Here is a 26,281-nt window from a genome sequence, read left to right on the forward strand (position 1 = left end):
CGTTAAAACCTTAGGGTTATTATTTGCTATGCTAAGACCACTATTATAATAGCAAGAAATTTGTAGATAACCTCATCTTAATCATCAGCATGACGCTCAAGGTGCTTAGTCCCTTGCTAACAGACATGGCACAAGCCCTCAAACTCACTTATAATATGACAAACTATAATATCATGTTTACCAGTAGCCGATAGTTAGGGCTTAGTACTGGCAAAAGCTATAAGAATTATAAGGAAAAGAATGACTGCTACTGACGATACATTGATGAATGACGCTGATACTGATACTGGTTTACCACTCTCTACAGCTAAAAGACGTGTGGTGTTTGCTGGCACCCCTGAATTTGCAGCGACTAGCCTACAGGCGCTTATTGCACAGCAAGAGTCGCTAGGTATAGAGATTGTTGCGGTCTATACTCAGCCCGATCGCAAAGCAGGACGCGGTCAAAAACTCAGTACTTCGGCAGTCAAGCAAGTGGCTATAGATAACGATATCGTAGTTGAGCAGCCTGCTACTTTCAAGAAGTCTAGCGCCGAGGGCATGGCCGCTCGGCAAACCCTGCGTACCTACCAGCCTGATGTAATGATTGTCGCCGCTTATGGACTTATTTTACCGATTGGTGTGTTAAAAACGCCGGCTTTAGGCTGCTTAAATATTCATGCGTCATTGCTGCCACGATGGCGCGGGGCTGCGCCCATTCATCGCGCGCTACTCGCTGGGGATGAAGAGACAGGCATTACCATTATGCAGATGGACAAGGGACTTGATACCGGTGATATGCTCTATAAAGTGAGCACTGAGATTACTGAAGACGATAGCGCGGCAAGCTTACACGACAAGCTGGCAGACTTAGGCGCTCAGGCGATCATCACCGTCATGCAAGACTTAGAGAGTTATCAGGCCAAAGCCATCAAGCAAAATGATGCCGAGGCCAATTATGCCGAAAAATTAGTCAAGTCAGAAGGTGAGATTGATTGGGCGCAGTCGGCGGCGACTATTGAGCGGCAGATACGCGGGTTAAATCCTTGGCCAGGTACTTATACCTTTTTGCAGGGTCAGCGAGTCAAGATTCTAGCCAGTTTGCCTGTCAATGAGACGCAGCCTACAGATAAACCTGCTGGTACTGTCATTAGTGTTGGCCGCAAGGCTATCTTAGTCGCTTGTGGAAAACAGGATGATCAAACACAAGCAGGGACTCTAGCGATTACTCAGCTACAGTTTGCCGGTAGCAAGCCTGTCAGCGCCGAGCAAGTCTGCCATGGCAATCAATTAGACGATGGTGATCGATTCACCGCCAATCCTGATCAGTGATAACAGCTGAACAGTAATAACAGCTAGTCAATAACAAAGATCGGCAAACTCTAGCCAAACATGACGCTACTAATCAAACGTCAAGGAAATAAAACTTAATGAGACAACCGTCAACAGCGTCTAACCCTAATAGTAAAACTCCCAAACCTTCAAGTAATCTAAAAATGGTCGGTAGCGTGCGCGTACGTGTCATTCGTACTTTGCTTGCCATCCAAAACGGTCAGTCACTCTCAAGCGTACTCGACCCTCTACTGAACAGCTTGCACGAAGGCGATAAAGGCTTTGCCCATGCACTACTATTGACCACTTTGCGCCAGTGGTTTGCGCTTGAGCGTCTGCTCGATAGCCTAGCGGATAATCCTATCGATGAGATAGAGGTGCGTACGACTATCCTAGTGGGGCTGACGCAGCTGCTGTATCTAGAAGTCGCTGATCATGCCGCTATCCACGAAACGGTTGAATCGGTTAAGGAGATTGAGTTTGCGCACGCAAGCGGCCTGACCAATGCTATCTTGCGCAAAGTCGCTAAGAACCCGAGCAAGTTCCGTAAAAAATGTAATAAAAAACACAGCCTGCCAAACTGGCTCGCCTATCAGCTTAAGCAAGATTGGTCTGAGCATTACGATGAGCTGATGCAAGGTCTACGCCAGCCTGCACCGATGTTCTTGCGAGTAAATACGGTTGATGCTTCAGTAAGTGACTACCAAAAAACGCTACAGCAAGCCGATATCAGCGCTGAATGGGTTGAGGTTAAAACAGGTCTGTCACTATCACAAGCTACTGATAATAAGGATAGAGTAAACACAGTCATTGATCATCAAGCGCTGCGCTTAGAGCAGAGCAGAGCAGTCAGCGGCTTACCTAGTTTTGCTGAAGGCGGCTTGAGTATTCAAGATCTATACGCTCAGCTAGCCGCGCCTATTATCCAACAAGCGCTTGTGCATAAAGAAGCTACTGAGGCGAGTGTAGGCGAGGACAGGGCGGTGTCTAAGCTTACGCTATTAGATGCTTGCGCCGCTCCCGGTGGTAAGCTGGCCCACTGGCTTGAGCTATTAAATAGTGAAGATGGGTCAGCATTGTTTCATGTGAAACAAGATAAGGCTGACGATGCTAATATCAAGCTAGTCGCTATTGATAATGAAGCACCGCGTATAGAGCGCATTCACGATAACTTGCAGCGCTTAAATCTTGAGCAAGCCAATAATAGTATCGATCTAGATATTGTCTGTGCGGATGCGACGCGTTGGCAATTGGCTGAAAAGGGCTCTGATAAGTTAGCAGTATTTGACGCTATTCTTTTAGACGCGCCGTGCACTGCGACTGGGGTCATCCGTCGCCATCCTGATATCAGTATTTTGCGTAGTGAAGAAGACATCGAACAAACTGCTGCCTTGCAGGCAGATATTTTGCATAATCTGTGGCCACAGCTCAAAGTCGGTGGTTATTTACTTTATGTGACTTGCTCTATATTGAAGCAAGAAAACACGCTACAAATGCAGGATTTTTTAAGCAAGAATAACGATGCGACAGCTATCGAGTTTACCGATGACAGCAATTGGGGTATTGAGCAGGACATCGGCCGTCAGTGCTTGCCGATAGATAGCACAGGCGGGGATGGCTTTTATTATGCGTTATTGCAAAAGACTGCTGAATAAACCGTAGCGCAGCAAAGAGCTAATATGAGTGATATTCTAATTTAATAGAATTTTTGTATTAAGACTTTAAGGATGAGGCAATGGAGTTAAGAAGACATAATGTCGAAGTTAATGATGCTGACCCTTTTGCAAATGATTGGTTGGAACGCAAGGGGTTTGCTGACCAACTAACGAATATCGTTGAGAATAATAAACAAGGTGAAGTAGTTATAGGTCTTAGCGGACAGTGGGGTGAAGGTAAAACGACTTTTGTTAAAATGTGGCAAAAGCATATGGAGAACAAAGACATTGCCTCCATTTATTTTGATGCGTTTGAATATGACTATATAGAAGATGTGTTTCTATCTTTAGCTATTGAGATATACAACTATGCCGAGGTAAATGGTCTTACTGCACAAGAGGATTATCTAAACAAGTCTAAGAACACTTATCACCTTCTACAAGCTATGATAGCAAAAACCTCACCTATCAATATAGACTCAAGTCTTCAGGAAAAGCTAGTAGATAACGAGAATCAACCATTTGATATTGCTAAAATTATTAAGGATAATTTAAACTTTTCATTAGATAATGCTTTTGAACAAGCATTGAAAAAGAAAGAAGTGTTTAGAGATTTTAAAAAGTCCCTATCACAACTTGCAACTCAAGCTTCGAATCAAGATATACCTTTTATTATCATAATTGATGAACTAGATAGATGTAAGCCTAGCTTCGCTGTTGAGATATTAGAAAAGATAAAGCATTTATTTTTAGTAGAAGGGGTCGTTTTTGTTCTATCTATGCATCATGAACAGTTAGAAGAATCTATTAAAAAGGTATACGGTCAGAACATAGATGCTCACACCTATTTACAAAAATTCATCGACTATCCGACTAGACTGCCAAAAGCTGATTTATCTAATAATAGTAACCGTAGAAAATACTTTTATAATCAAGTAGATTTTATAGGACTACCTACACGTCCGTCTAGTTCTATGAATAGTTCATATGAACTGTTTCTACTACTTTCGATTCGTTACGACCTGTCCTATAGACAGTTAAATAAAGCTTTACAGAATTATAAGTATCTTTTAGCTAGCTTAGATACTAATTTTGATAACTTGTATCCTAAAATGTTTTTAATGGTTTTTATAAGCATACTTAAAGTAAAAAATGGGCATTTAATTTCTAAAATAAGAAACAACACTGCTACCTATACAGACTTAGTTGAGAATGCTTTAGAAGTTAGAGGGCAGGGTGACTTTAATATTGAAACGCTTCAGAACTTTCTTAAGCTTAGTTTCCTTACCATTGATGGCTTTCAAGAATCTGAGCATGGTTCTCAAGAAGCAAGTTTCTATAATAACTTTGCTGGCTTAATAGGACGAAATCAAAACAAAGTCCTAATGAGTTTGGTTCAACGTTTAGAGTCTTTCGAAGACTATTAGATTTAGCTAAAAAATTTGACGGCTTCCGCAGCTGTCACTCCCAAAATGCTTGCAATAGTCCCGTTATTAAGAAGATCAAGCAGTTTGCTTTTTGCTTCTGGGTCACCGCTTTTTTCAATCTCATTGATTAAGGTCTGTAGATTGATATTAATATCAGTGGCGTTATGAGTATTGGTTTGACTGTTGTTATTGCCAAATTGAGCATTTCCACTAACATTATAATTTGTAGTCATTGCTTCTTCCTTATTATTGGTAATAGCGGTATCTATAGTATTAATTAAATTTTGAGCATTGCATAGAATGCTATCATCAATTGAGAGATTATTATCTTGATTTCTAGTAAATAGGTTGAAAGCTTCTATAACTTCTCTATCGTACGCATTGTTTCTCAGTAGAGCAGAATGACCATGCACAAAAGCTATAAACTCAGTCTGAGTCTCTTCTAAAGCTTGAGCCGTTATAGGATTTGGTTCTGTTAGATGCATACTTAACTTTGTTTTAAAATGTGCAAGTATTGCCAACCAATTTGATTTATAAGACATTTTGTGACCTATGCTATTCTTGAGAGCTACGTTCATATTACCTTATACAGGTATATAAAAACTACGATTCAGATGGTGATTTTCGCTACAGTTTTGCCTTAGGTGCTGTTTAGCCCTGACATGAGCGGTTATCCTGACGGGCTGGGCGAGTTGCGGGCGTGTCGTTTTGAGAGGGTATCGAGGCAACAGGAGCCTCTCAAACGACAGAGCCCGCCTTGCCCAGACTGGCAGATAATAGCGGGTGGCAGGAATAGCTACAAAACCTACCTTAAGAACCAATAAGCCGTTTATTTGAGAGCGTCTTGGCTTAAAAATATGCTACTCTTTCGCTATTTCTCATCTTATATTTAATAGACAAACCATACGATCAAAAACAGGATAAAACATGAAATATATCAGTACCCGTGGTCAGACTGAGCCGATGGATTTTAGTGATGTACTCCTTATGGGGCTTGCACCTGACGGCGGTTTGATGCTGCCTGAGCATTACCCAACCGTTGCCAGCGATGTGTTAGAAGAGTGGCGTCATCTTAGCTATACCGATCTAGCACTAGCGATTATGCAGCGCTTTGCTACGGACATTCCTTATGCGGATCTAAAAGACATTATTGATCGCACTTATACGGCTGATATATTTGGCTCTGATGACATTGTTCCTGTCCGCAAGCTCGAAGACAACTTATATATTTTAGGCTTATCAAACGGTCCGACTTTGGCGTTTAAAGATGTCGCGATGCAGTTCTTGGGTAATGCCTTTGAGTACGTGCTTAAGCGTCAGGACGCGCGTATCACCATCATCGGTGCGACCAGTGGTGACACGGGTAGTGCTGCCGAATACGCCCTGCGCGGTAAAGAAAACGTCGAAGTCTTTATGCTGTCACCACATGGCAAAATGAGTGAGTTTCAGCGCGCGCAGATGTATAGCTTAACCGACGACAATATCCACAATATCGCCATCAAAGGTATGTTTGATGATTGCCAAGATATCGTCAAAGCGCTGCAACAAGACGCTGAGTTTAAGGCAAAATATAACCTAGGAACGGTCAACTCGATCAACTGGGGACGGATACTCGCGCAGATTGTTTATTACTTTAAAGCATATTTCGCAGTGACGGATAGCAATGAGGAGACCGTTAGCTTCAGTGTGCCCTCAGGTAACTTTGGCAATATTTGCGCCGGCCACATTGCGCGTGAGATGGGACTACCGATTGAGCGGCTCATCGTTGCGACCAACGAGAATGATGTGCTCAATGACTTCTTTAACCAAGGCGCGTATCAGCCGCGCACCACGGACAAAACTTACGTCACCTCAAGTCCATCGATGGACATCTCTAAAGCTTCCAACTTTGAGCGTTTTGTTTATCTATTATTAGAAAAAGATAGTGCGCGTGTTCATGAGCTGTTTGAAGGGGTGAAATCAGGGCAAGGTTTTGATTTGTCTGAGGTGATGGAACAGGTCAATAACCGTTATGGCTTCGCGGCAGGCAAGTCCACTCATGCCGATCGTCTGCACACGATCAAAGAAGTATATGAGCAATACGGAGAGCTGGTTGATCCGCATACCGCTGACGGTATTAAAGTCGCTAAAGAATTGCAGCAAGAAGGGGAAGTGATTATCTGCGCCGAGACGGCATTGCCTGTGAAATTCGCTGAGACCATTATTGAAGCGGTTGGGCCGATAGAGATTGCTCGTCCTAAGCATACTGAAGGTCTAGAGGACTTAGAGCAGCATGTAACGGTATTGGATAATAAAGCTGAACTAGTCGCTGAACAAATTCGCCAGCATGTTGCGTCAAATGTCTAGTTGATTAGTTTCACGTGAAACTACGTAATAAGGTTTTAGCCATAAAAGTTATGTTTTTGTAAGTTTGTGTCGCGTATTGTGCTATGGTGCATATCATTGTAAACTGAATTGTCGCAAAAGTTGGCAGTAAGCCTCTGAGATATCTTTAAGAAGGCTTGACTACAGTTGAATAAAGTTATGCCTGTGATTTAATTATACCTTGTGGATATCGCATGAATACCAGTTTAAAAACGATAACAAAGATGCTCGTTGCTACTATGTTTAGTAGCGCTTTACTGATGACTACGGCTCACGCCAATAATCCTGCGCCTGCCATCAAGGCAGATGCTCCCAACCGCTATATCGTCAAAAAAGGCGATACATTATGGGACATCTCCGGACGTTACTTGGAGAGCCCATGGCGCTGGAAAGAGATTTGGGCGACCAATAAGCAAATCAAAAACCCTAACCTTATCTATCCTGATGACATTCTTATTTTATGTATCATTCAAGGCAAGACCTTAGTTGGTATCGATACCGGTGAGGGCTGCGCTGGTATTGAAAAGCAATTGATGGGTAAGGTGGAGCAAGAAGTCGTTGTGACCTCAGTCGCCAATAGTATCCCTGCGATTCCTTTGAGCTCTATTCAGCACTGGTTAGATCGCTATACCGTCGTGCGACCAGAGGATTTTAATAGTACTCCTTATATTTTAGCTTCCAAAAACCGCAATTTGATTACCGCGAGCGGCGATAAAGTCTATGCCAAAGGCGTACCGCTTATCGTAGGTCAGCGCTATGGTATCTACCGTGAAGGCGAACGCTATGTCGAACCTAAAACCCAAAAGGTCATCGGTTTAGAGACCATGCAAGTGGCGAGCGGCATAGTTACTAGTGTCGCTGAAAACGGTATCAGTAGTCTGCAGTTGTCCGAATCTTATGGTAAAGAAGTGCGTGAAGGTGACAGAGTATTCGTTGAGCTAGATAACTCTATTCCGCCAGTGTTTTATCCAGCGCCCGCGCAAGTGAGCCGCGGCGGTATGATTGTACGAGTGATGGACTCTATCAGCTCAGCGGCGCGCGGCAGTGTCGTGGCTATTAACTTAGGTACGGCCCAAGGCGCTAAGCCTGGCGATGTATTGACCGTCTATCAAAAAGGCCCACTAGTACGCGATACTTTAGATAATGATAATGCTGTACGCCTGCCTAGTGAAGAGAGCGGCATGGTGATGGTGTTCAATAGCTTTGATGACATCAGTTATGCTTATGTACTGAGCTCAGAGCTGCCACTGAGTGTCGGTGATCAATTACTACCACCGCCTTACTTATAAAGGCAAATTAGCTAGTTTATGAGCCGAAGGTCAGTAGTTAAATTCAGTTTCTTATTTGCACAAGCACTTCTCTTGTATGAGCTAGACGACTATGACGCCACCGCCTTCATCTCATTTAGATTCTAATCAGTGTGCAATATTAGCGCTGTGGTATGAGGTGAATGCCTCCTTATCCGCCTATCATAAGCTACTTAGTGCTTTTGGCGGTGCTCAGCAAGCTTGGGAAGCTGGCTTTGAGGCTTGGCAAGCATTAGGGATACATGCCGCTCATTTAGCACGTCATAAAAATAAAGAGCAGACATCCGCTAGTATCGATAGGATTGAGCAAGCGCTTACCGCTGGACAGTATCAGCTAATTTTTGCCGATCAAAGCGAGTTTCCAGCCCAGCTACTACAGATTTACGATCCGCCGCCGCTACTGTTCTGCCGAGGTAATATCAACCGCTTGCAGCAAGCACAAATCGCTATAGTAGGAAGCCGAAAGCCAACCGCTCATGCCCAAAAAACCACATTTGATATTGCTCAGTATCTAGCGCAAACCGGCTATGTCGTCACTAGCGGTTTGGCTATGGGAGTAGATAAACAAGCACACTTAGGAGCGCTTGCGCAAACCGATAGCGACTATCAAGGGCGTACGGTAGGCGTGATGGGTACAGGAATTGAGGTCTTCTATCCTAATCATCACGATAAGCTATTTAGTCAAATTATCGAGCAAGGCGGTTGTATCATCAGCGAGCTATTGCCGCATACTCAGCCCCATAAGCACACTTTTCCGCGTCGCAATCGGTTAGTTGCTGGCCTAAGTCTAGCGACGATAGTGACCGAAGCTACTATCAAGAGTGGCTCGCTAATCACTGCCAGACTCACCTCCGAACAAGGCAAGCAAGTCTTTGCGCTGCCAAGTCACATCGATAATAAAAATGCTGAAGGCTGTCATCATCTGATTCGTGAAGGCGCGACGCTGATTTATCATCCCGATCAGGTGCTAAGCGATGTAAACGTCCAGCTTGATTTTTCAACCAATCAATCATCACTTACTGCACCCTCTAAACCATCGACATCGCGCCGTTCATCGCCGCAATCAGCGGCTGATAAGACATCGTCAACTCATAGCATGCCAGCCCATACCTCTTCACCAATCAAAGTGCCTGAGCACCTGTCATCCATTTATGGGCTACTCGACTGGCATGGACAGGATTTAGATGCTTTGTTGATAGCTTCGAAGCTGACAGCGCCTCAGCTTATTAGTCAGCTCATGGAGCTAGAGCTACTCGGCGCTATCGACGTCCAAGGTGGCCGCTATCTACGGTTATAAGATGTGTTTTTGACCTTCTTTTGACGTTGTTAACTTCTTAATCGTTATTAATACACGCACACTTTTATTTAGAGCGTTTAGTTTATGTCTTCCTCTGCACCCTTTGTTACTGATTCAGTCGTACAAGCTGCCCATTGGCTAAACCAAGGCCAGCTATTAGCCTATCCGACCGAAAGTGTCTGGGGGATCGGCTGCGATCCATTCGATAAAAGCGCTGTGCAGCAGCTATTAACCATCAAGCAGCGCCCGCAAGACAAAGGCATGATCGTCGTCACCGACAGTATTGAGCGCATTACGCCGCTACTTGCGCCTCTCAGCCCCGAGCAGCGACAGACGGTACTTGCCAGTTGGCAGCCTAGTGCCGATGTCCTTGTGCAGCAAGCGCATACTTGGTTATTGCCCATCCCAGACTCACTTACCACTCCCATACCGGAGTGGATAACAGGTGCACATGATAGCATCGCCGTACGCGTCATCACTCACCCCTTAGTACAGAATCTTTGTGCGCAGCTAGTATCAGCAAATAATCCCTATGGATTTCTTGTCTCTACGAGCTGTAATCCGTCAGGGCAGACGCCGGCGTTGACGCTTGCTGAAGCTCAAAGCTATTTTTTAAGTGAGAGTAGCCAGTTGCTCAAGCAAGTGGGCTATCTACGCGGTGCGACTTTAGGCTATCAGTTACCCAGTCAAATTGGCGACGCGCGTAGCGGCCAGATTATCCGCTAAATCTTTCTTTTTATAGTTACCAAATAAGCTGAGTTGTTAATTATAGTCTACAAAGATAACGTTTTATAGTCGAACCACTATTAAAGTGTTACGGCGTTAGACTCGTTTAGCCTACTACTGTAGTACTTGCACTCGTCTGCCTTGTACCACTTTTAATATTGATTGACTATATCTACTGATTTCTGTGTTGACAGAAATAAAAGAAAAGCGCAGTATGGCTTATAAGCTGTTTATTTCTCGATAATAAAAGCTATGAGTTACATATTTTAGGGCACTACAAGTATCAATGATAAGCATCAATAAAAAATAATATAAATAAGTGTGAGCCAATATGAAGCTTAATCCTGTCACCGAAAAATTCGTCTTACACTGGGGTGAGATGGGCCCTAAATGGGGCGTGAACCGCACTATGTCGCAGATACATGCGCTGCTATATATCATCGGTAAACCACTAAATGCCGAAGAGATCACTGAGACGCTAGGCGTGGCGCGCTCTAATGTCTCAAATAGTATCAAAGAGCTACAGAATTGGGGCCTAATCCAAAAAGTCTCTATCTTAGGCGACCGGCGGGATCACTTCACGACCAACACTGATGTTTGGGAGCTGGCACGTATCATCGTCGTTGAGCGCCAAAAGCGCGAGCTAGAACCTACCGTACAGTTTTTACAAGATTTGATGGATAGTCCTGAGTTTGAGTATGAAAACAGCGAAGTTAGAACGCGGATAAGTGACACGCAAGACTTCGTAAACACATTAACCACTTGGTCGTCCGAGATGCTTAAACTCCCAACGAGTATGCTCAAAAAGGTGCTCAAACTCGGCGCTAGTATTAAAAAGTTTTTGAGTTAATGATGACTCAGAACAATACAAGCAATAAGCTCACAACAAGGATAGAGATATGAATATTTTAATCAGCGGTGGCTCAGGGTTCTTAGGTAGTGCGTTTAGCAAGGAGATCATAAGTCGCTATGAGAATAAAAAAGAGCAGATAAAGATCACGTGGCTGACGCGCGATAAATCTCAGCAGCACCCTGCTGACGTCAACATGATGACTTATGATGAGCTTGCAACGAGTGATAAAAGCTTCGATGTGATTATAAATTTAGCAGGGGCGGGGATTGCCGATTCGCGCTGGAGCGATGAGCGTAAAGAGCAACTGATGGCAAGCCGAGTAAAACCAACAGAGTCGCTGCTTGAGTTCATCGCTCGCAGTCGTGTGAAACCTAAGCTTATGCTAAGTGGTTCGGCTATCGGCTGGTATGGTACCCAAGGCGATACCCCATTGACTGAGCGTAGCGATTACGAGACAGATTTTTCGCATAAGTTATGTGATGAGTGGGAGAAGCTTGCGCTCAAAGCGGCAGATTACGGCGTGCCTGTTGCCATCGTACGCACTGGGGTGGTGATGCATCCTGAGGGCGGGATGATTGGTAAATTGTTATTACCTTTTAAGTTCGGCGTAGGTGGTCAGCTGGCCGATGGCAAGCAAATTATGAGCTGGATCAGCCGTGAGGACTGGGTCGGGGCGGCGATTTTTATTATTCAAAAGCATTTGGCTGAGACGAGCGAAAAGCAAGTTACGCCCAATAACGAGCTGAAAACTACTAACGATACTCCAGCAGTGGTTTATAACTTAACAGCGCCCAATCCGGTAACCAATCACAAATTTACCAAAGCTATGGGCGCTTGGCTACATCGTCCCACTATTTTTACTTTGCCAGAGTTTTTACTCAAATTGATGTTCGGTGAGATGTCGACTTTACTTATCGATGGACAAAAGGTGCTACCAGAAGCTTTATTAGAAGCAGGCTATGAGTTTAAGTACACTGACATTCAACAAGCCTTAGAAGAGCAAAGCACCTGATATTTCCATACTTGTTTCATGTGAAACAGCCGTAGCGATGCTATGACTTATTTGTGTGTACAAGACTGGTATGGCGGTTGGCATACCCATATGGATGCAGTGCGATTACTGTATAGAACTAGTGGTCTCAAAGGCTCTACGCTTCTGTATCTACCAATTGTCAGACAGCTTGGCGATTTGGCTTATCCTTATGTGGCGCGTAACCGTTACCGAATCCCAAATTGGGTGACTAAACTGATTTATGGCAAAGCGGTGACGCAGGCCTGCGCAAATGGCGTTTGTAACATGCCGCCAAATAAGCGTTAATTAAATTCAAACGCATACTATTTTAAGTACCAGTAGAAAAGCTCTTCGTTGTTTTAACCATGTTCTCTACTGTATCGCTTAACCTTCTCAAGTCATTCGTTTACCTAATACTAAACCTCTCTTTAGGATCCTAGATGCGTTACGCCTTTTTTATTACTATCATTGCTCTATTAGAGCTGTTTAGCCTTGGCGCTGCGCTATCTCTTCAGTGGTGGCTGCAGCCTTGGCTGACATCGAGCTTAACTACCGCCGTTTGGGTTTTAGTGTTTGTTGTGACTAATGCTCTGCTAGCGGTGACCTTTAGCAAGCGCTTTAATAATAGCTATCGCTGGATGAGCGCTTGGATGCTCGTTATGCATTATCTGATACTCACGGCATTATTAATGAGTTTGTTTTATGGCGGGTATCTACTTTTAGTTTCATCGATTTCTATAGAGGGGTATAGCGCTGAGACAGTAGGTTTTGGCTTACGCGTACTGGCGGGGGTTATATTTATAGCGCTGTTTATTTATAGTTTATATAGTGCCTACATGCCTGTGGTGCGCCGATTATCTATCACGATTAATAAACCCTTAGCAAACTCATTGCGTATCGCAGTAGCGAGTGATTTGCATTTAGGTCAGCTGTTCGGTAATAAAGCGATAGATAAGCTACATCATCTGATCCAAGAAAATAAAGCGGATATATTGCTGATGCCAGGCGATATTATGGATGACAATATAAAAGCTTATACCGCTCACAATATGGCGGCTAAATTGACCAAGCTTTGTAGTAGCTTACCCTACGGTGTCTATGCCACTTTAGGCAACCATGACTTATATGGTCATGAGCAGCCGATCAGTAACGCCTTGCAGGATGCTGGCGTGCAACTGTTAAATGATAAAGTACTGAAGCTTGATTATAAAGGCGAGATAATTTGGCTGATAGGCCGGTTCGATAATCATAAACACGAGCGCGTCGCTACTACTGATTTGTTGCAGCAAGTTGATACCAGTAAGCCGGTTATACTGCTCGATCATCGGCCAAGCGATATTGATAAGCATAGTCAGCTGCCGATAGACTTACAGGTCTCTGGTCATACTCACAACGGGCAGATATTCCCAGCTAATTTTATCGTCAGAGCGATCAATCGCTTGGGCTATGGTTATAAACCCATAGGCAAAGGACACTTTGTTGTCTCCTCAGGCTACGGCTTTTGGGGTATTCCTTTTCGCTTGGGGTCGCGCTCTGAGATTTGGCTGATTGAGATGACAGGTCAGTACATAGCGTAAACACTTGCTAAGCGACCAATAATGATTGGGCACTGATGACCTCACGGACAAAACGTGCAAAGTCATTGATAATATATCGCGTTTCTTGCTCTAAGCCATCGTGGACACTCATCAGATGCATAAAGCCGTGCGGCGCACCTAGTACCGTATAAGTCTCAACCGCTATATCAGCAGCCTTTAACTGATCTGCATAAGCAAAGGCTTCATCGCGTAGCACGTCAAGCTCAGAGGCAACGATATAAGTCGGACATACTTTACTATTATCACCAATCATAGGTGAGATCAGCACATGCTCACGTGGTAGCGGGCAGTTCTGCATAAATGCTGCATCAAATACGGCTACGTCAGCATGATCTAATAGCAGGCCTTCGCCGTATAGCTCCCAGCTTGGATAGTCGGTCTCAATATCAGTAACTGGATACAGCGGCATCTGTGCAAGCGGCGCAGGTAGAGTCTGGAGCAGCTTATACATCTGCTGACCGGCCACTCCCAAGTCTGACCATGCCGCCTTAGTTGGGTGAGTCAGCTGCTGCGCAAGTAACGTCGATAAACCGCCACCAGCACTATCTCCTGCTAGAACAATACGTGACGGCGACGCGCCAAGGCTACGACTATTATCAGCCAACCAAGCATAAGCTTTGATCGCATCTTCTAAGGCGGCGGGCGCTGCATGCTCAGGTGCTAAGCGATAGTCCACACTGACCACTGCCCAGCCAGTCTGCGCGCAGACGCGGTGACAAAACTCGTGATGAGTGTCAATATCACCAATACAAAAACCACCACCATGAAAGAACAGCATCACTGTCTCATCAGGATTGTGATTGGTTTTTGCGTGGACGCCCGCCTGATAGCAGCGAATCGTCATATCACCCTCATCAGCATTGGCTATGGTTTTATCTTGCCAATTAACAGCCGCCTCACTGCTTTTGTTAATGAGCTTCAAAGTAGCAAGCTTATTGCTACTTGCTTGTTGCCAGACTTTTGGGTCTTGCATAGCGACCGCATCGGCTGCAAACCTCTTACGCAGCTCTTGCATTTTAGAGAGCTGTAAAGGGGTTTTAAGTTTACCATTGACCGCGATAATCAAGCGTAGATGCGCATTAGCGTTTGGATACTGCTCAGCCGTTGGCCCCTCTAGATAGCTTACTAATGCCTCTAGCATGGTATCAGGTAAGTAGCCTAGACCTTTTAGTACATAGTGCAGGGCATGCTGCTGATAGTCGGTCGCTGGCAGCAAGCTTGCAAGCTTTTTACCGGCGAGTCTATATTTATTGTCCCCTTCGTTCAGGTGCTCAGCCTCAGCTTGGTTTTCGTGCGCTTGATAGCGTTTAACGCCTTCTAGAGGAGCTAATGTCGGCTTAGAGTTTAAGCTCGCCGCCGCTTTATTTATCAAAGCATTAAGCGATGTGATAGAAGAGCTTGGCATGGTGTTCCTCATTATTGAGTACCGGTCTTTATGACTTTTTATAGCCTTTTATGGTTTGGATTTATGGTTTCGATACTTTATATCGTTTACTATCATTTAGTTTATAGTTCAGTATTTTTTATAAGTAATAGTTGGTAAATAGTCAGTGAGGTCATCATAAATCAATCAAAAGTGAATTTAAGTATCGTTTGGTAATCGTTTACGAGCGAAAAGTAAACTATAAATAATGAGTTAGCTTTAAATGCGGTTTGAGTTGTCCTAGTTTGGTTTATAGAGGTTAAACCTCAAAATTAAAAAAATCCTCGGTTTTAAGCTTGAAATATGGCCTCATAACCTTTATCAATCAGCTATTGAATATGGTTTATAGCGAAGACATTAAAAAGACACTAAACCCTAAATGCATTACAAAATTATCATAAATAATCAGGAGTTATCATGAGCGAACAAAACCCAAACCTACAAGCTGATGACAATAGCGCGAAAGCTGCACACAGTAACCTTGAGCGCAATGAGAGCGTCCTACAAGAAACGATGGATGAGTTTGACCCGCAAAACAACTCAGGCGATGACGCCACTATCGATAACGAGATCGATATCAGTGTTTATGAAGCGCGCATTGCTGAGCTTGAAGGCGAAGTCAAGCAGGCCCGTGAGACCACTGCCCGTGCTAATGCTGAGACTTATAATGCGCAAAAGCGTATGGAGCAAGAGGCCGATAAGAGCAAAAGATTTGCGCTACAAAAGTTTGCCAAAGAGTTATTAGAAGTCGTTGATAACTTAGAGCGCGCTATCGAAAACGCCACTTCAGACGACCCTGTTACCGAAGGGGTACGCTTAACGCACAAAGCGCTATTAGATGTACTAAACAGAAACGGCGTAGAGGTTGTCGAACCACAAGGTGAGACATTCAATGCAGATCTGCATGAAGCAGTCGGTATCGATGAAAATGCCGAGCCTGATACGGTTGGTACGGTATTACAAAAAGGCTATAGCCTAAATGGTCGTCTGCTGCGTCCTGCTATGGTTCGCGTCGGCCAATAAGCTTATAAGCTTAGCTAATAAGTGAGAGTAGTAAAGAAAACAAGCGAATAAACCTTATTAAATGTAAGGGTATTCACAAAAAATCACACAAAAGCAAATTTTTGCGCTGTTATTGACTTGAAAAAATACTAGCGCAAACCGATATAAAGCAACAAGTGACTATATATGGTCTGATAGTTTGATTTTAGCTTGAGTTTTTGACAGTTTTTTTTGATAGTTTGAACGCAAAAATAGTTTGAACGCACAAAAACGGCAAGCAACCCCAATATAAATTTAACAACATTTGGAGCAAATAATTATGGGTAAAGTAATAGGTATTGACTTAGGAACCACTAACTCATGCGTGGCGGTAATGGAAGGCGATAGCGTTAAGATTATCGAAAACGCGGAAGGTACGCGTACTACTCCTTCTATCGTCGCTTATAAAGATGATGAGATTTTGGTCGGTCAATCTGCCAAACGTCAAGCAGTGACTAACCCAAACAAAACCTTGTTCGCTATCAAGCGTCTGATTGGTCGTCGTTTCGATGACAAAGTCGTGCAAAAAGATATTGGCATGGTACCGTACAAAATTGTCAAAGCTGATAACGGTGATGCTTGGGTCGAGATTAATGACAAAAAACTTGCGCCACCACAAGTCTCTGCTGAAATCTTAAAGAAAATGAAGAAGACAGCTGAAGACTATCTGGGTGAGAGCGTATCAGAAGCGGTTGTAACCGTACCTGCCTACTTTAATGACTCACAGCGTCAAGCCACCAAAGATGCCGGTAAAATCGCAGGCCTTGATGTAAAACGTATTATTAACGAACCAACTGCCGCCGCTCTTGCTTATGGTATGGACAAAAAGCAAGGCGATAGCACCGTTGCCGTTTATGACTTAGGTGGTGGTACGTTTGATATCTCAATCATCGAGATCGCTGATGTAGACGGCGAGCAGCAATTTGAAGTACTCGCGACTAACGGTGATACTTTCTTAGGTGGTGAAGACTTTGACTCCGCGCTTATCGATTATTTAGTTGATGAGTTTAAAAAAGAGCAAGACTTCAACCTAAAAGGCGACTCTCTTGCGATGCAGCGTCTAAAAGAAGCGGCAGAAAAAGCGAAGATTGAGCTATCAAGCGCGCAAAGTACTGAAGTAAACTTGCCTTATATCACAGCTGATAGCAGTGGTCCTAAGCATTTGGTCATCACTATTAGCCGCTCAAAACTTGAGAGCTTAACGGAAGATCTTGTCAAGCGTACGATGGCTCCTTGTAAGATTGCTCTAGAAGATGCTGGTCTAAAAGTTGGCGATATCGATGATGTCATCTTAGTTGGTGGTCAGACGCGTATGCCATTAGTACAGAAGCAAGTAGAAGACTTCTTCGGTCAAGAGCCACGTAAAGACGTTAACCCTGATGAAGCAGTAGCAGCAGGGGCAGCGATCCAAGGCGCAGTATTGTCAGGCGACAAAACCGACGTACTATTGCTTGATGTCACGCCATTGACGCTAGGTATCGAAACGATGGGCGGTGTGATGACGCCAGTTATCGAGAAAAACACCATGATTCCTACCAAGAAATCACAAGTGTTCTCGACGGCAGAAGACAACCAGCCAGCGGTTACCATTCAGGTCTATCAAGGTGAGCGTAAGATTGCTAACCAAAATAAACTATTGGGTCGTTTTGACTTGACTGATATTCCACCAGCGCCGCGCGGTCTACCGCAAATCGAAGTAACTTTCGACATCAACGCTGATGGTATCATGAACATCTCAGCGACTGATAAAGGTACGGGTAAAGCACAAAGTATCCAGATTAAAGCAGACTCTGGCTTGTCGGATGAAGAAGTCGAGCAAATGGTACAAGACGCTGAAGCGAACGCCGCTGAAGATGAGAAGTTTGCAAATCTTGCGCAAGTGCGTAACGAAGCAGACGGCCGTATCCATGCAGTACAAAAAGCCCTTAAAGAAGCAGAAGATAAAGTCACTGAAGAAGAGAAATCATCAGTAGAGACTGCTATCTCTGATCTTGAAGCCGCGACTAAAGAAGACGACCATGACGATATCAAAGCTAAGCTTGAAGCGCTAGATAACGCTTTCTTACCTGTCAGCCAAAAGATCTACGCTGATAGTGGTGCTGGCGCGGAAGGTATGGACCCAGGTCAGTTCCAGCAAGGCACAGAATCAGCTGACGCTACCCAAGCGGATGATGATGTCGTAGATGCTGAGTTCACTGAAGTGGACGAAGACAAGAAGTAATACCAAACCCAAAAACGCGATTAGCTTTGTCAAACTCGCTTAGTCTACTCAATGTAGTCCTTACGCCCGTTTTCCTTGCTACTCACGTTTTTGAGAATGGTAGAATTGGTAAGTAGTTAGATCAAAAAAACGCATCTTTCGAGGTGCGTTTTTTTATGGGTGATATTAGGGCATGTCCTCAACCTGAGCAAAAGCGACTAAACAGACGAAAAATGGCCAAATATTGTTAAACTGTATCAAATAGTCGGACAATATCTCGATATTATCTGTACTATTTTCTTTGTTTAACGATTATTTATTTCATTTTTATCACCATTTCCAAGGTGAGGACACGTCATAAGGTCTATTGAAGTGCGCGCAAATAATATTTGAAAACGCGGCATTAATCGCTTTATGCCTCTAAACCCTGCTTTATCGAATGCTGATTGCCATTCGAATATCACTGAATAAATCAGCCTTTTATTTGCAAAAAATTATTGAGGTGTAGTGGACGCAGTACTACTAGGCGTAGCGCTAAGGTGTTTTATAGTATTTCTTCAGCCTATTGTTTTACAGTAATGAATAAAGTCTAGTTGCCATCATATTGTTACGTGCGCCATCAAACGCTCGCAGTCGGCATGGGTGATGGCGGCGTTCAATACCAAGCGAATACGTGACGTATTGGCAGGGACGGTCGGTGGTCTGATGGGTAGGGCATAAAATCCAGCGGCTTGTAACTGCTGTGCCTTGGCTATAGTGCGCGCATTGTCACCCAAAATATAAGGCACAATAGGCGATTCATAGATAGGATTGGGTGCTGCTGATGATGCACGATGTTCAGGACTGATCGCTTTGCTTAATTGCAAAGAAATCTGTGCCAAATGCTGTCTGCGCATCTGTAACTGCGGCATTTTTGCCAAAATAAACCGTGTCCATGCATGATTGATTGGCGGCAGGGCCGTACTAAAAATTAGCGAGCGCATATGGTTAATAAGCCATGACTTAACCGTTTCATCACATAAAATATAAGCGCCAACCGATGCAAACGCTTTACCAAAAGTACCAACCAAATAGTTAATATCAGCAAGGGTTTGCGTTTCCTCAGCCAATCCTAACCCTTGCTTGCCAAGCACACCGACTGCATGCGCCTCATCAATATACAGCTCAATGCGGCTGTCAGTGGCTTTGAGCTCGACCAAGGCCTGCAAATCAGCTCGATCACCATCCATGCTAAAGATGCTTTCGGTGACGATAATGATACGCTCAACATTATTTTCAGCTTGCTCGATCAACTCCGCCAAATGAGCGTAATCATTATGTCGATAGCGACAATAATCGCATAGCTTGCTTTTGCTAAGCCGAATACCATCAATGACACTGGCATGTATCAGTGTATCTGAAAGAATAAGTGTCTTGACAGGTAGCGCCGTTAACGCTGGTAATATGCCAATGTTGGCATGATAGCCGCTGTTTAGTACTAGCGCTGATTTTGTCGCAGTTTTGTTTGATGTCTCTGCCATCTCATACCATGCTTGCAGCTCGTCTTCTAGCGCTTGTAGCTGCGCATCATTGCCTGTCAAGAGCCGTGACGATGTGGCGCTCATTTTTGGCAGGTACATTGTTGGTTGCTGCTCTATATAGTCAAAAAATTCACGCTGAAGCCCAGTATCACTGCCCAAGCCTAGATAGTCGTTGCTGGCAATATTGAGTAGAGTATTACCGCCACTGACCACATATCGGCCCTGATGCTCAATACTTGGTAGCTGACGATACTGCTGTTTGTCTTTGAGTTGTAAGAGCGCGGTGTGCAGCCGCGTGTTAATAGAAGCTGGCATATAGAATTGTCCTTTAACTTGTTTTTCTTTAAAAATGACGATAACTGAAAGCTAATGAGTAGGAATTATTGCACAAAAACGTGATGTGTAACAAAAAGTTTCATATATCAGCCTTTGTAACCCACACACTGATAAACGCTTTCAAATCTTAACTCGCATATCATTAAACACTGACAGAGTGTTTGAAATAGTTTGTTACTATGTACTCATCGTTAGCAAACAGGACGATAGAGCAAAAAGCTCACATAAATACATAACTTGTTTGTCATATTTAAATTAATGGAGAATACAATGAAAACTCTACAAAAAACATTACTCGCATTAGCTGTTGGTTCGTTCGTTAGCGTTGGTGCACAAGCTGCTGTTACTTACGGTAATGGTTATACCGGTCAGCCGTACGTTGGTGCTAAGATTGGTCAGTTTGACACTGATGTAGACGGTGATGATCCAACTGCTTATGGTATCTATGCAGGTTATAACTTTGACCCAAACTTTGGTATGGAAGTAGAATACGTCGGATCAGATGATGCGGATCTAGATAGTGGCTTCAATGGAGAGTATGACGTCAAGACTTACGGTGCCTACGGTACTTACCGCTATGCTTTCCCGAACACAGCCTTATATGCAAAAGGTAAACTCGGTATTGCTAAAACAGAATTAGAAGCTGATTTTGATGGCGGTGGCAGTGACTCTGTAAGTGATACAGGCATTGCTGGTGGTATCGGTTTAGGATACTCAGTCAATCAAGATTTCAGTTTTGAAGCTGAATATGCCATGATGGATAGCGATGCTGATGCGTCACTTCTAACATTAGGCGCTCATCTGAAGTTCTAGTATTTTATTACTATAATTGATATAAAAAACGATCACCTTGGTGGTCGTTTTTTTTGTGCCAATTTTAATATTCACCATGCTTGTTTTATTGAAACAACGCACCATAAATAATAATAGGTAATTGATTTTTAAGATAATATAAGCTACAAAACTGTGCTACATTGGAAGGTGAGCAGATACAGGAGTAGACAGCGATGATTGAGACTATCTGGATGATTGAACCTTGGCATTGGTTGGTGTTGGGCTTCTCCTTGATGATTGCTGAGATTTTTATTCCAACCTTTGCTAGCCTCTGGTTTGGTGCGGCTGCGGTGATCGTTGCTGCCTTAGCATGGTTGCTGCCCATTTCGCTATTATTTCAGGTATTGATCTGGCTTACGCTATCGGTTTTATTTATGTTTGCTTGGGTCAAATACATCAAGCCGTTGTCCATGAGCCGTAAAAAGGCTGCGCAACATAGTAATTTAATTATTGGTGAAACGGGCATGATCGTGGTCAAACCACAAAAAGGTATTTCAGGTATGGTGCGCTTTAATGTGCCCATTTGGGGTGCAGATGAGTGGCCATGCCGCACAGCAGGCGTGAATGTCGAGACAGGTGATCGTGTGGTGGTTATAAAGGTGGTCGGCGATGAGCTAATCGTTGCGCCCTCGCAGCGCCTCCAAGCACCTAAAAGTATGCACCCCAATATCACCCCGACGATCAACAGTGAAGTACCTGCAAGTAGCCAAATGCCGACCAAACAATCTAAAGCGAGTAGACTGAGTTTGCACAAACCCGATCTCAAAGAGACAGGTACTAGCAAATAAACGTTATCAGGTACTAAAGATTTTTAAATTAAGAAAAAAAGGACATAAATCACGTCGCTGGCAAATAAAGCAAGGGTCAAGGAGAATGAGATGAACAGTATCTTGAGTAGTTTAAATGGTGTCGGTATCGTGATGCTGGTATTAATAGCATTGGTGATTTTTACCGTTTTTAAAGGCGTTTGTATTGTCCCGCAAGGATACAAATGGGTCGTGCAGCGGCTGGGTAAATATCAGCAAACGCTGGAGCCAGGATTTAGCATTATCATTCCTTTTGTGGATAGAGTCGCTTATAAAGTCACCACCAAAGACATCGTACTTGATATTCCATCGCAAGAAGTCATCACTCGTGATAACGTCGTGATCATCGCCAATGCCGTGGCATATATCAACATCTTGCGTCCAGACAAAGCGGTCTACGGTATTGAAGATTATGAACATGGTATCCGCAATTTGGTACAAACCTCTTTGCGCTCGATCATCGGCGAGATGGATCTAGATAACGCTTTATCGAGTCGTGATGAGATTAAAGCCTTGCTCAAACAGGCGATCTCAGAAGACATCGCAGATTGGGGTATTACCCTTAAAACCGTAGAGATTCAAGACATTAACCCCTCGCAAACCATGCAAGCCTCTATGGAAGAGCAGGCCGCGGCAGAGCGTCTACGCCGGGCTACCGTAACGCGCGCCGATGGTCAAAAGCAAGCGGCTATCTTAGAAGCTGATGGTCGTCTTGAGGCTTCACGCCGTGATGCTGAAGCGCAAGTGGTACTAGCTAAAGGTTCTGAGGAGTCCATTCGCTTGATTACCGCTGCAATGGGTGATGAAGAGATGCCCATTGTTTATCTGCTAGGCGAGCAATACATCAAGTCAATTCGTGACTTGGCAGAATCGGACAACTCAAAAATGGTGGTACTGCCTGCCGACATCTTGAGCACCGTCAAAGGTATGGTCGGTGATAAGTTTAAAGTGTAGTCCTTAATCTAAAAAAAGACCTCGCTTGAGGTCTTTTTTTTGGCTGCTCTTATGACTATGAATGGTTAAATCACTTTAGAGAAACGGTCTTTATGTTTGACGCTTAGATACTCATCAAACACCATCGCTACGTTGCGACCAAGCAGGCGACCTCTGGGCAAAACGCGAATACCCGCTGCATCCATATCTATCAGCTTATCTTTTTGCATAGCATCTAACTGGCTGATCTCATCAATAAAATAAGTCACCGCATCAATGCCAAATTTCTGATTAACGTCTTTAAAATCAATATAGTCATGGCAGAGTAAGTTCATAATCACATACTCACGCAGACGATCTTTGATAGAGGTTTTAATGACTTTCGCTGCGGGCATAACATTAGGATTGCTGCGGGCTGCGTTAATCGTCTCTTGATAAACCGTCAAATCGGTATGATTTTGTAAAATATAGCGGGTGTTAGCATTTGCAATCTGACTGATGGCAGAGACGCCAAAACCTAACAAATCACAGTCGCCCATGATAGTGTAGCCCTGAAAATTACGGTGCAATTTGCCCGCACGCTGGGCTATCGCCAACTCATCATCCGCTTTGGCAAAATGATCGATACCGATATATTGATAGCCTGCTGTAGTGAGCATATTGACCGTATTGCCAAGCATAGTGAGCTTGTCGCTAGGGCTAGGTAGATCCTCATCCTTGATCTGCCGCTGCGCTTTAAAACGTTCAGGCAAGTGCGCGTAGTTAAACACAGACAGACGATCAGGTGACATCTCTATGATGCGTGCAACGGTTTTATCTAAGGTATCAGGGGTCTGATGCGGGAGACCATAAATCAAATCAATGTTAATAGAGCCAAAACCAAGCTTGCGCGCCTCAGCCAAGATATGAGCAATCAATTCTGCTGAATGGACGCGGTTGACGGCGATTTGCACCGCGTCATCCAAATCCTGCACCCCTAAGCTAATACGGTTAAAACCAAGCCTGCGCAACGTTTTGAGGGTATTATCTCCAAGCTCGCGCGGATCAATCTCGATAGAGTAATCCCCTTTATCCTCATCCAAAAACTCAAACTGCGTCTGCAAAAACTTCCACAGTTGCACCAGCTCCTCATCGCGCAAAAACGTCGGCGTACCGCCGCCTAGATGCAGCTGTTTGACGATAGGCTTATCACTACCCTCTGGCGCAGTTAGCAAACGGCGTTTTTGTTTTACCTCATCGATCAAATACGCTAAATAATCGCCCGAGTCGCTGTTCTTTTTAGTGATGATTTTATTACAAGCGCAGTAATAGCAAAGGTGACGACAAAAGGGAATATGAAAATATAGCGATAAGGGCGCGCGTGCTTCACGGCTTTGAAGGATTTTAGTCTCTAAACCATCAGCTATCTCTGTAAATTCTAAAGCAGTCGGATAGGAAGTGTAGCGTGGCCCTGAGCGATTATATTTATGAATAAGTGCCTGATCAAAAGTAGGCAGCTGCTTATTGCTGCTATCGCCGCGTAAACTTGCATAAGGGTTTTGGATTTCAACGACAGGACGTGCGGTAGTCGGTTGCTCACCTGCATGATTATAAGGCTGCTGAGTGTTCTGTTCTGAATAGTCTGTCATGCGGTATTCCTCGTTTTGACCCATAGTGGCTATAGCATCGCTTTTTTGTGCTGCCAGATGATAACGTTTGCAGTAACAGCTTGGCTATTATAGCAACTGTCTTAAAATATGGTCATTATTATACCAAATCCCTACTTTTAGTATGGTATATCGTGATGGTTTTTAGCATCAATATTGACGGCTTTGGTTTTAGATGATTGTTTTAATGTCCTACCTATATTTTTTATAAAACACGACATTTGCACGCTGATAAATAATACTTTATCATCGATTAATCTCTAATATTAGGAAACGCTCATGTCGTTTGCGCAAGTTTATACCCGTTCGGTCGTCGGTCTACATGCGCCAAAAGTGATTATAGAAGTACATTTATCCCAAGGTCTGCCAGCGCTTACTATCGTCGGCTTACCAGAAGCGGCCGTACGCGAGAGTAAAGATCGAGTACGCTCCGCTATTCTTAATTCTGGCTTTCAGTTTCCTAATCGGCGACTAACGATCAATCTAGCACCTGCTGATTTGCCAAAGGACGGCGCCCGTCTTGATTTGCCAATTGCTATTGGTATCTTAGCCGCAAGTGGTCAGCTCGATCCGGAGGTGTTAGCAGGGTTTGAGTTTATCGGCGAGCTGGCGCTCAATGGCGATCTGCGGCAGGTAACGGGAAGTTTGGCAGTAGCGCGAGCGATAAGAGCAGAGGCCTTGGCGGCAAAGACTGCAAAAGCAGTACCAGCGCAAACAAAAAATTCAGCAGACAAAATCGCCGCAAACCCGTCTATACAATTAGTCGTGCCTATCGATAATGGTATGGAAGCCAGCCGCGTTGAAGGCGTAGAGGTACTAGGCGCGACAAGCCTACAGTCGGTATGTCAGCACTTACAGTCGTTAGCAGACCCAAACGCAAGCACTGAGCGCTTAGAAGTCGTCACTCCTAGTACAGCGCAAGAGCGAGTAGGTTATAAAGTGGACTTGGCAGATGTTAAAGGTCAACACCATGCACGGCGAGCGTTAGAGATTGCAGCGGCTGGCGGGCATTCACTACTATTCACAGGACCGCCGGGTTCGGGCAAGACGTTAATGGCGTCAAGATTGCCAACGATTTTGCCAGACTTAAGCGCTGAGGACGCGCTAGAAGTGGCGAGTACTTACTCCGTCGCCGATAGCGATTATGATTATGGTACGAGGCCTTTCAGGCAAGTTCATCACACGATATCAGCAGTGGCACTCGTTGGCGGCGGCTCACGCCCAAAACCTGGCGAGATAACTTTGGCCAATAAAGGCGTGCTGTTCCTTGATGAGTTGCCTGAGTTTGAGCGCAGCGTGCTTGAAGTATTGCGTCAGCCATTGGAGGCTAAGCAAATCACCATTAGCCGCGCTAACTCACAGATGACTTTTCCGGCTAACTTTCAGCTCGTTGCGGCGATGAATCCTTGTCCTTGCGGTTATGATGGCGACGTCTCTAACCGCTGTCGCTGTCGTCCTGAACAGATTAAGCGCTATCAAGATAAGCTTTCAGGACCGCTATTAGACCGCATTGATTTGCATATCACGGTGCCGGCGCTCCCTATAGCCGACTTGCAAAATAGTAGTCGAGGAGAGAGCTCAGAAACCGTTAGAGCGCGCGTCACGGCTGCCAATGAACGACAAATCCGCAGACAGAATAAAGCGAATAATGAGCTAAGTCCTAGTGAGCTTGATGAATACGTGGAGCTCGGCGCAAGCGAGCAGCAGCTATTACAAATGGCGCAGCAGCGCTTGAACCTATCAGCGCGTGGTTACCACCGGGTACTGCGAGTGGCGCGTACCATTGCTGATCTGGCAGACAGTACTGATATTACTAGTGCTCACGTCTCTGAGGCGCTCAGCTATCGCAGTAAGTAGATTATTATAAAAACCTAGTTGGCGTAGGCTGCGGCTTTAGCCCAGCTCAAAGTTCTGCAAAAGTACAGGGCTTGGCTAAAAGCGCCAGCCTACAAAGTCTAAATAAATTCAAAATTTAGCTAATCAGTATTTATC

At 44.3% G+C, this 26,281-nt stretch carries 21 protein-coding genes; 17 read left to right on the plus strand and 4 right to left on the minus strand.

Features of this window, described 5'->3' with window-relative positions; genetic code table 11:
* The first annotated feature begins 264 nt into the window (after positions 1-264).
* The 3 genes from fmt to JMY03_RS11840 all read left to right on the plus strand — a co-directional run bounded on the left by fmt (position 265) and on the right by JMY03_RS11840 (position 4,393).
* Entirely contained in the window at positions 265-1,311 is a 1,047-nt protein-coding gene (fmt, locus tag JMY03_RS11830) for a methionyl-tRNA formyltransferase (RefSeq protein ID WP_201604009.1), read from the plus strand.
* A 98-nt stretch (positions 1,312-1,409) separates the two neighbouring features.
* The gene (locus JMY03_RS11835) at positions 1,410-2,966 is read left to right on the plus strand and encodes a transcription antitermination factor NusB (RefSeq protein WP_201603917.1); all 1,557 of its coding nucleotides are present in this window, start codon (positions 1,410-1,412) and stop codon (positions 2,964-2,966) included.
* Between the two features lie 80 nt (positions 2,967-3,046).
* Positions 3,047-4,393, plus strand: coding sequence for a KAP family P-loop NTPase fold protein (locus JMY03_RS11840; RefSeq protein WP_201603919.1), 1,347 nt, complete (start codon positions 3,047-3,049; stop codon positions 4,391-4,393).
* A gap of 2 nt (positions 4,394-4,395) precedes the next feature.
* Here JMY03_RS11840 and JMY03_RS11845 read toward each other — a convergent pair whose 3' ends face one another.
* Positions 4,396-4,935: a hypothetical protein gene (locus tag JMY03_RS11845; RefSeq protein ID WP_201603921.1), complete on the minus strand. Its 540-nt coding sequence runs from the start codon at positions 4,933-4,935 to the stop codon at positions 4,396-4,398.
* Positions 4,936-5,320: 385 nt separating this feature from the next.
* On the opposite strand from JMY03_RS11845, the gene thrC reads away from it, so the two are divergent.
* The 8 genes from thrC to JMY03_RS11885 all read left to right on the plus strand — a co-directional run bounded on the left by thrC (position 5,321) and on the right by JMY03_RS11885 (position 13,529).
* Positions 5,321-6,739, plus strand: a complete 1,419-nt coding sequence (gene thrC / locus JMY03_RS11850) for a threonine synthase (RefSeq protein WP_201603923.1) — start codon at positions 5,321-5,323, stop codon at positions 6,737-6,739.
* Between the two features lie 212 nt (positions 6,740-6,951).
* On the plus strand, positions 6,952-8,046 hold the full coding sequence (locus JMY03_RS11855; RefSeq protein WP_201603925.1) for a LysM peptidoglycan-binding domain-containing protein: 1,095 nt from the start codon (positions 6,952-6,954) through the stop codon (positions 8,044-8,046).
* 91 nt (positions 8,047-8,137) lie between these two features.
* Positions 8,138-9,361: a DNA-processing protein DprA gene (dprA, locus tag JMY03_RS11860; RefSeq protein ID WP_201603927.1), complete on the plus strand. Its 1,224-nt coding sequence runs from the start codon at positions 8,138-8,140 to the stop codon at positions 9,359-9,361.
* Between the two features lie 84 nt (positions 9,362-9,445).
* Positions 9,446-10,087, plus strand: coding sequence for an L-threonylcarbamoyladenylate synthase (locus JMY03_RS11865; RefSeq protein WP_201603929.1), 642 nt, complete (start codon positions 9,446-9,448; stop codon positions 10,085-10,087).
* A 331-nt stretch (positions 10,088-10,418) separates the two neighbouring features.
* The gene (locus tag JMY03_RS11870) at positions 10,419-10,937 is read left to right on the plus strand and encodes a GbsR/MarR family transcriptional regulator (protein WP_025645295.1); all 519 of its coding nucleotides are present in this window, start codon (positions 10,419-10,421) and stop codon (positions 10,935-10,937) included.
* A gap of 49 nt (positions 10,938-10,986) precedes the next feature.
* Positions 10,987-11,952: an epimerase gene (locus JMY03_RS11875; RefSeq protein WP_201603931.1), complete on the plus strand. Its 966-nt coding sequence runs from the start codon at positions 10,987-10,989 to the stop codon at positions 11,950-11,952.
* A 42-nt stretch (positions 11,953-11,994) separates the two neighbouring features.
* Complete coding sequence (locus JMY03_RS11880) at positions 11,995-12,258, plus strand: hypothetical protein (protein ID WP_201603933.1); 264 nt, start codon at positions 11,995-11,997, stop codon at positions 12,256-12,258.
* Between the two features lie 134 nt (positions 12,259-12,392).
* Positions 12,393-13,529, plus strand: a complete 1,137-nt coding sequence (locus JMY03_RS11885) for a metallophosphoesterase (protein WP_201603935.1) — start codon at positions 12,393-12,395, stop codon at positions 13,527-13,529.
* Between the two features lie 7 nt (positions 13,530-13,536).
* Here the strand turns inward: JMY03_RS11885 and JMY03_RS11890 are convergent, their stop codons facing one another.
* A complete protein-coding gene (locus tag JMY03_RS11890) occupies positions 13,537-14,955 on the minus strand; it encodes an alpha/beta hydrolase (RefSeq protein ID WP_025645290.1) in 1,419 nt (472 codons plus the stop codon).
* A 435-nt stretch (positions 14,956-15,390) separates the two neighbouring features.
* On the opposite strand from JMY03_RS11890, the gene grpE reads away from it, so the two are divergent.
* Together grpE and dnaK are read left to right on the plus strand one after the other, a co-directional pair.
* Positions 15,391-15,996: a nucleotide exchange factor GrpE gene (gene grpE, locus JMY03_RS11895; RefSeq protein WP_201603937.1), complete on the plus strand. Its 606-nt coding sequence runs from the start codon at positions 15,391-15,393 to the stop codon at positions 15,994-15,996.
* Positions 15,997-16,294: 298 nt separating this feature from the next.
* Entirely contained in the window at positions 16,295-18,235 is a 1,941-nt protein-coding gene (gene dnaK, locus JMY03_RS11900) for a molecular chaperone DnaK (RefSeq protein ID WP_201556988.1), read from the plus strand.
* A gap of 578 nt (positions 18,236-18,813) precedes the next feature.
* On the opposite strand, the gene JMY03_RS11905 is transcribed toward dnaK, so the two are convergent.
* Complete coding sequence (locus JMY03_RS11905; RefSeq protein WP_201603939.1) at positions 18,814-20,049, minus strand: 8-amino-7-oxononanoate synthase; 1,236 nt, start codon at positions 20,047-20,049, stop codon at positions 18,814-18,816.
* A 291-nt stretch (positions 20,050-20,340) separates the two neighbouring features.
* On the opposite strand from JMY03_RS11905, the gene JMY03_RS11910 reads away from it, so the two are divergent.
* From JMY03_RS11910 to JMY03_RS11920, 3 genes are all read left to right on the plus strand, one after another.
* The gene (locus JMY03_RS11910; RefSeq protein ID WP_201603940.1) at positions 20,341-20,883 is read left to right on the plus strand and encodes a porin family protein; all 543 of its coding nucleotides are present in this window, start codon (positions 20,341-20,343) and stop codon (positions 20,881-20,883) included.
* A 194-nt stretch (positions 20,884-21,077) separates the two neighbouring features.
* Positions 21,078-21,692, plus strand: coding sequence for an NfeD family protein (locus JMY03_RS11915; RefSeq protein WP_201603942.1), 615 nt, complete (start codon positions 21,078-21,080; stop codon positions 21,690-21,692).
* Between the two features lie 90 nt (positions 21,693-21,782).
* Positions 21,783-22,664, plus strand: a complete 882-nt coding sequence (locus JMY03_RS11920; RefSeq protein ID WP_025645281.1) for an SPFH domain-containing protein — start codon at positions 21,783-21,785, stop codon at positions 22,662-22,664.
* A 65-nt stretch (positions 22,665-22,729) separates the two neighbouring features.
* On the opposite strand, the gene hemN is transcribed toward JMY03_RS11920, so the two are convergent.
* The gene (gene hemN / locus JMY03_RS11925; protein ID WP_201603944.1) at positions 22,730-24,271 is read right to left on the minus strand and encodes an oxygen-independent coproporphyrinogen III oxidase; all 1,542 of its coding nucleotides are present in this window, start codon (positions 24,269-24,271) and stop codon (positions 22,730-22,732) included.
* A 297-nt stretch (positions 24,272-24,568) separates the two neighbouring features.
* Here hemN and JMY03_RS11930 point away from each other — a divergent pair, with 297 nt between their 5' ends.
* Complete coding sequence (locus JMY03_RS11930) at positions 24,569-26,146, plus strand: YifB family Mg chelatase-like AAA ATPase (RefSeq protein WP_201556983.1); 1,578 nt, start codon at positions 24,569-24,571, stop codon at positions 26,144-26,146.
* Positions 26,147-26,281: the final 135 nt, after the last annotated feature.

Source organism: Psychrobacter submarinus, assembly GCF_904846685.1.
Lineage (GTDB): Bacteria > Pseudomonadota > Gammaproteobacteria > Pseudomonadales > Moraxellaceae > Psychrobacter > Psychrobacter submarinus.

Excerpts from the sequence above, each read along its gene's own strand:
- JMY03_RS11880 (WP_201603933.1), top strand. The coding sequence starts at position 11,995 with ATGACTTATTTGTGTGTACAAGACTGGTATGGCGGTTGGCATACCCAT.
- grpE (WP_201603937.1), top strand. The coding sequence starts at position 15,391 with ATGAGCGAACAAAACCCAAACCTACAAGCTGATGACAATAGCGCGAAA.
- JMY03_RS11890 (WP_025645290.1), bottom strand. The coding sequence starts at position 14,955 with ATGCCAAGCTCTTCTATCACATCGCTTAATGCTTTGATAAATAAAGCG.
- JMY03_RS11845 (WP_201603921.1), bottom strand. The coding sequence starts at position 4,935 with ATGTCTTATAAATCAAATTGGTTGGCAATACTTGCACATTTTAAAACA.
- JMY03_RS11870 (WP_025645295.1), top strand. The coding sequence starts at position 10,419 with ATGAAGCTTAATCCTGTCACCGAAAAATTCGTCTTACACTGGGGTGAG.
- JMY03_RS11885 (WP_201603935.1), top strand. The coding sequence starts at position 12,393 with ATGCGTTACGCCTTTTTTATTACTATCATTGCTCTATTAGAGCTGTTT.
- dprA (WP_201603927.1), top strand. The coding sequence starts at position 8,138 with ATGACGCCACCGCCTTCATCTCATTTAGATTCTAATCAGTGTGCAATA.
- JMY03_RS11875 (WP_201603931.1), top strand. The coding sequence starts at position 10,987 with ATGAATATTTTAATCAGCGGTGGCTCAGGGTTCTTAGGTAGTGCGTTT.
- JMY03_RS11920 (WP_025645281.1), top strand. The coding sequence starts at position 21,783 with ATGAACAGTATCTTGAGTAGTTTAAATGGTGTCGGTATCGTGATGCTG.
- JMY03_RS11835 (WP_201603917.1), top strand. The coding sequence starts at position 1,410 with ATGAGACAACCGTCAACAGCGTCTAACCCTAATAGTAAAACTCCCAAA.
- JMY03_RS11915 (WP_201603942.1), top strand. The coding sequence starts at position 21,078 with ATGATTGAGACTATCTGGATGATTGAACCTTGGCATTGGTTGGTGTTG.
- JMY03_RS11865 (WP_201603929.1), top strand. The coding sequence starts at position 9,446 with ATGTCTTCCTCTGCACCCTTTGTTACTGATTCAGTCGTACAAGCTGCC.
- hemN (WP_201603944.1), bottom strand. The coding sequence starts at position 24,271 with ATGACAGACTATTCAGAACAGAACACTCAGCAGCCTTATAATCATGCA.
- fmt (WP_201604009.1), top strand. The coding sequence starts at position 265 with ATGAATGACGCTGATACTGATACTGGTTTACCACTCTCTACAGCTAAA.
- JMY03_RS11840 (WP_201603919.1), top strand. The coding sequence starts at position 3,047 with ATGGAGTTAAGAAGACATAATGTCGAAGTTAATGATGCTGACCCTTTT.
- dnaK (WP_201556988.1), top strand. The coding sequence starts at position 16,295 with ATGGGTAAAGTAATAGGTATTGACTTAGGAACCACTAACTCATGCGTG.
- thrC (WP_201603923.1), top strand. The coding sequence starts at position 5,321 with ATGAAATATATCAGTACCCGTGGTCAGACTGAGCCGATGGATTTTAGT.
- JMY03_RS11905 (WP_201603939.1), bottom strand. The coding sequence starts at position 20,049 with ATGCCAGCTTCTATTAACACGCGGCTGCACACCGCGCTCTTACAACTC.
- JMY03_RS11930 (WP_201556983.1), top strand. The coding sequence starts at position 24,569 with ATGTCGTTTGCGCAAGTTTATACCCGTTCGGTCGTCGGTCTACATGCG.
- JMY03_RS11855 (WP_201603925.1), top strand. The coding sequence starts at position 6,952 with ATGAATACCAGTTTAAAAACGATAACAAAGATGCTCGTTGCTACTATG.
- JMY03_RS11910 (WP_201603940.1), top strand. The coding sequence starts at position 20,341 with ATGAAAACTCTACAAAAAACATTACTCGCATTAGCTGTTGGTTCGTTC.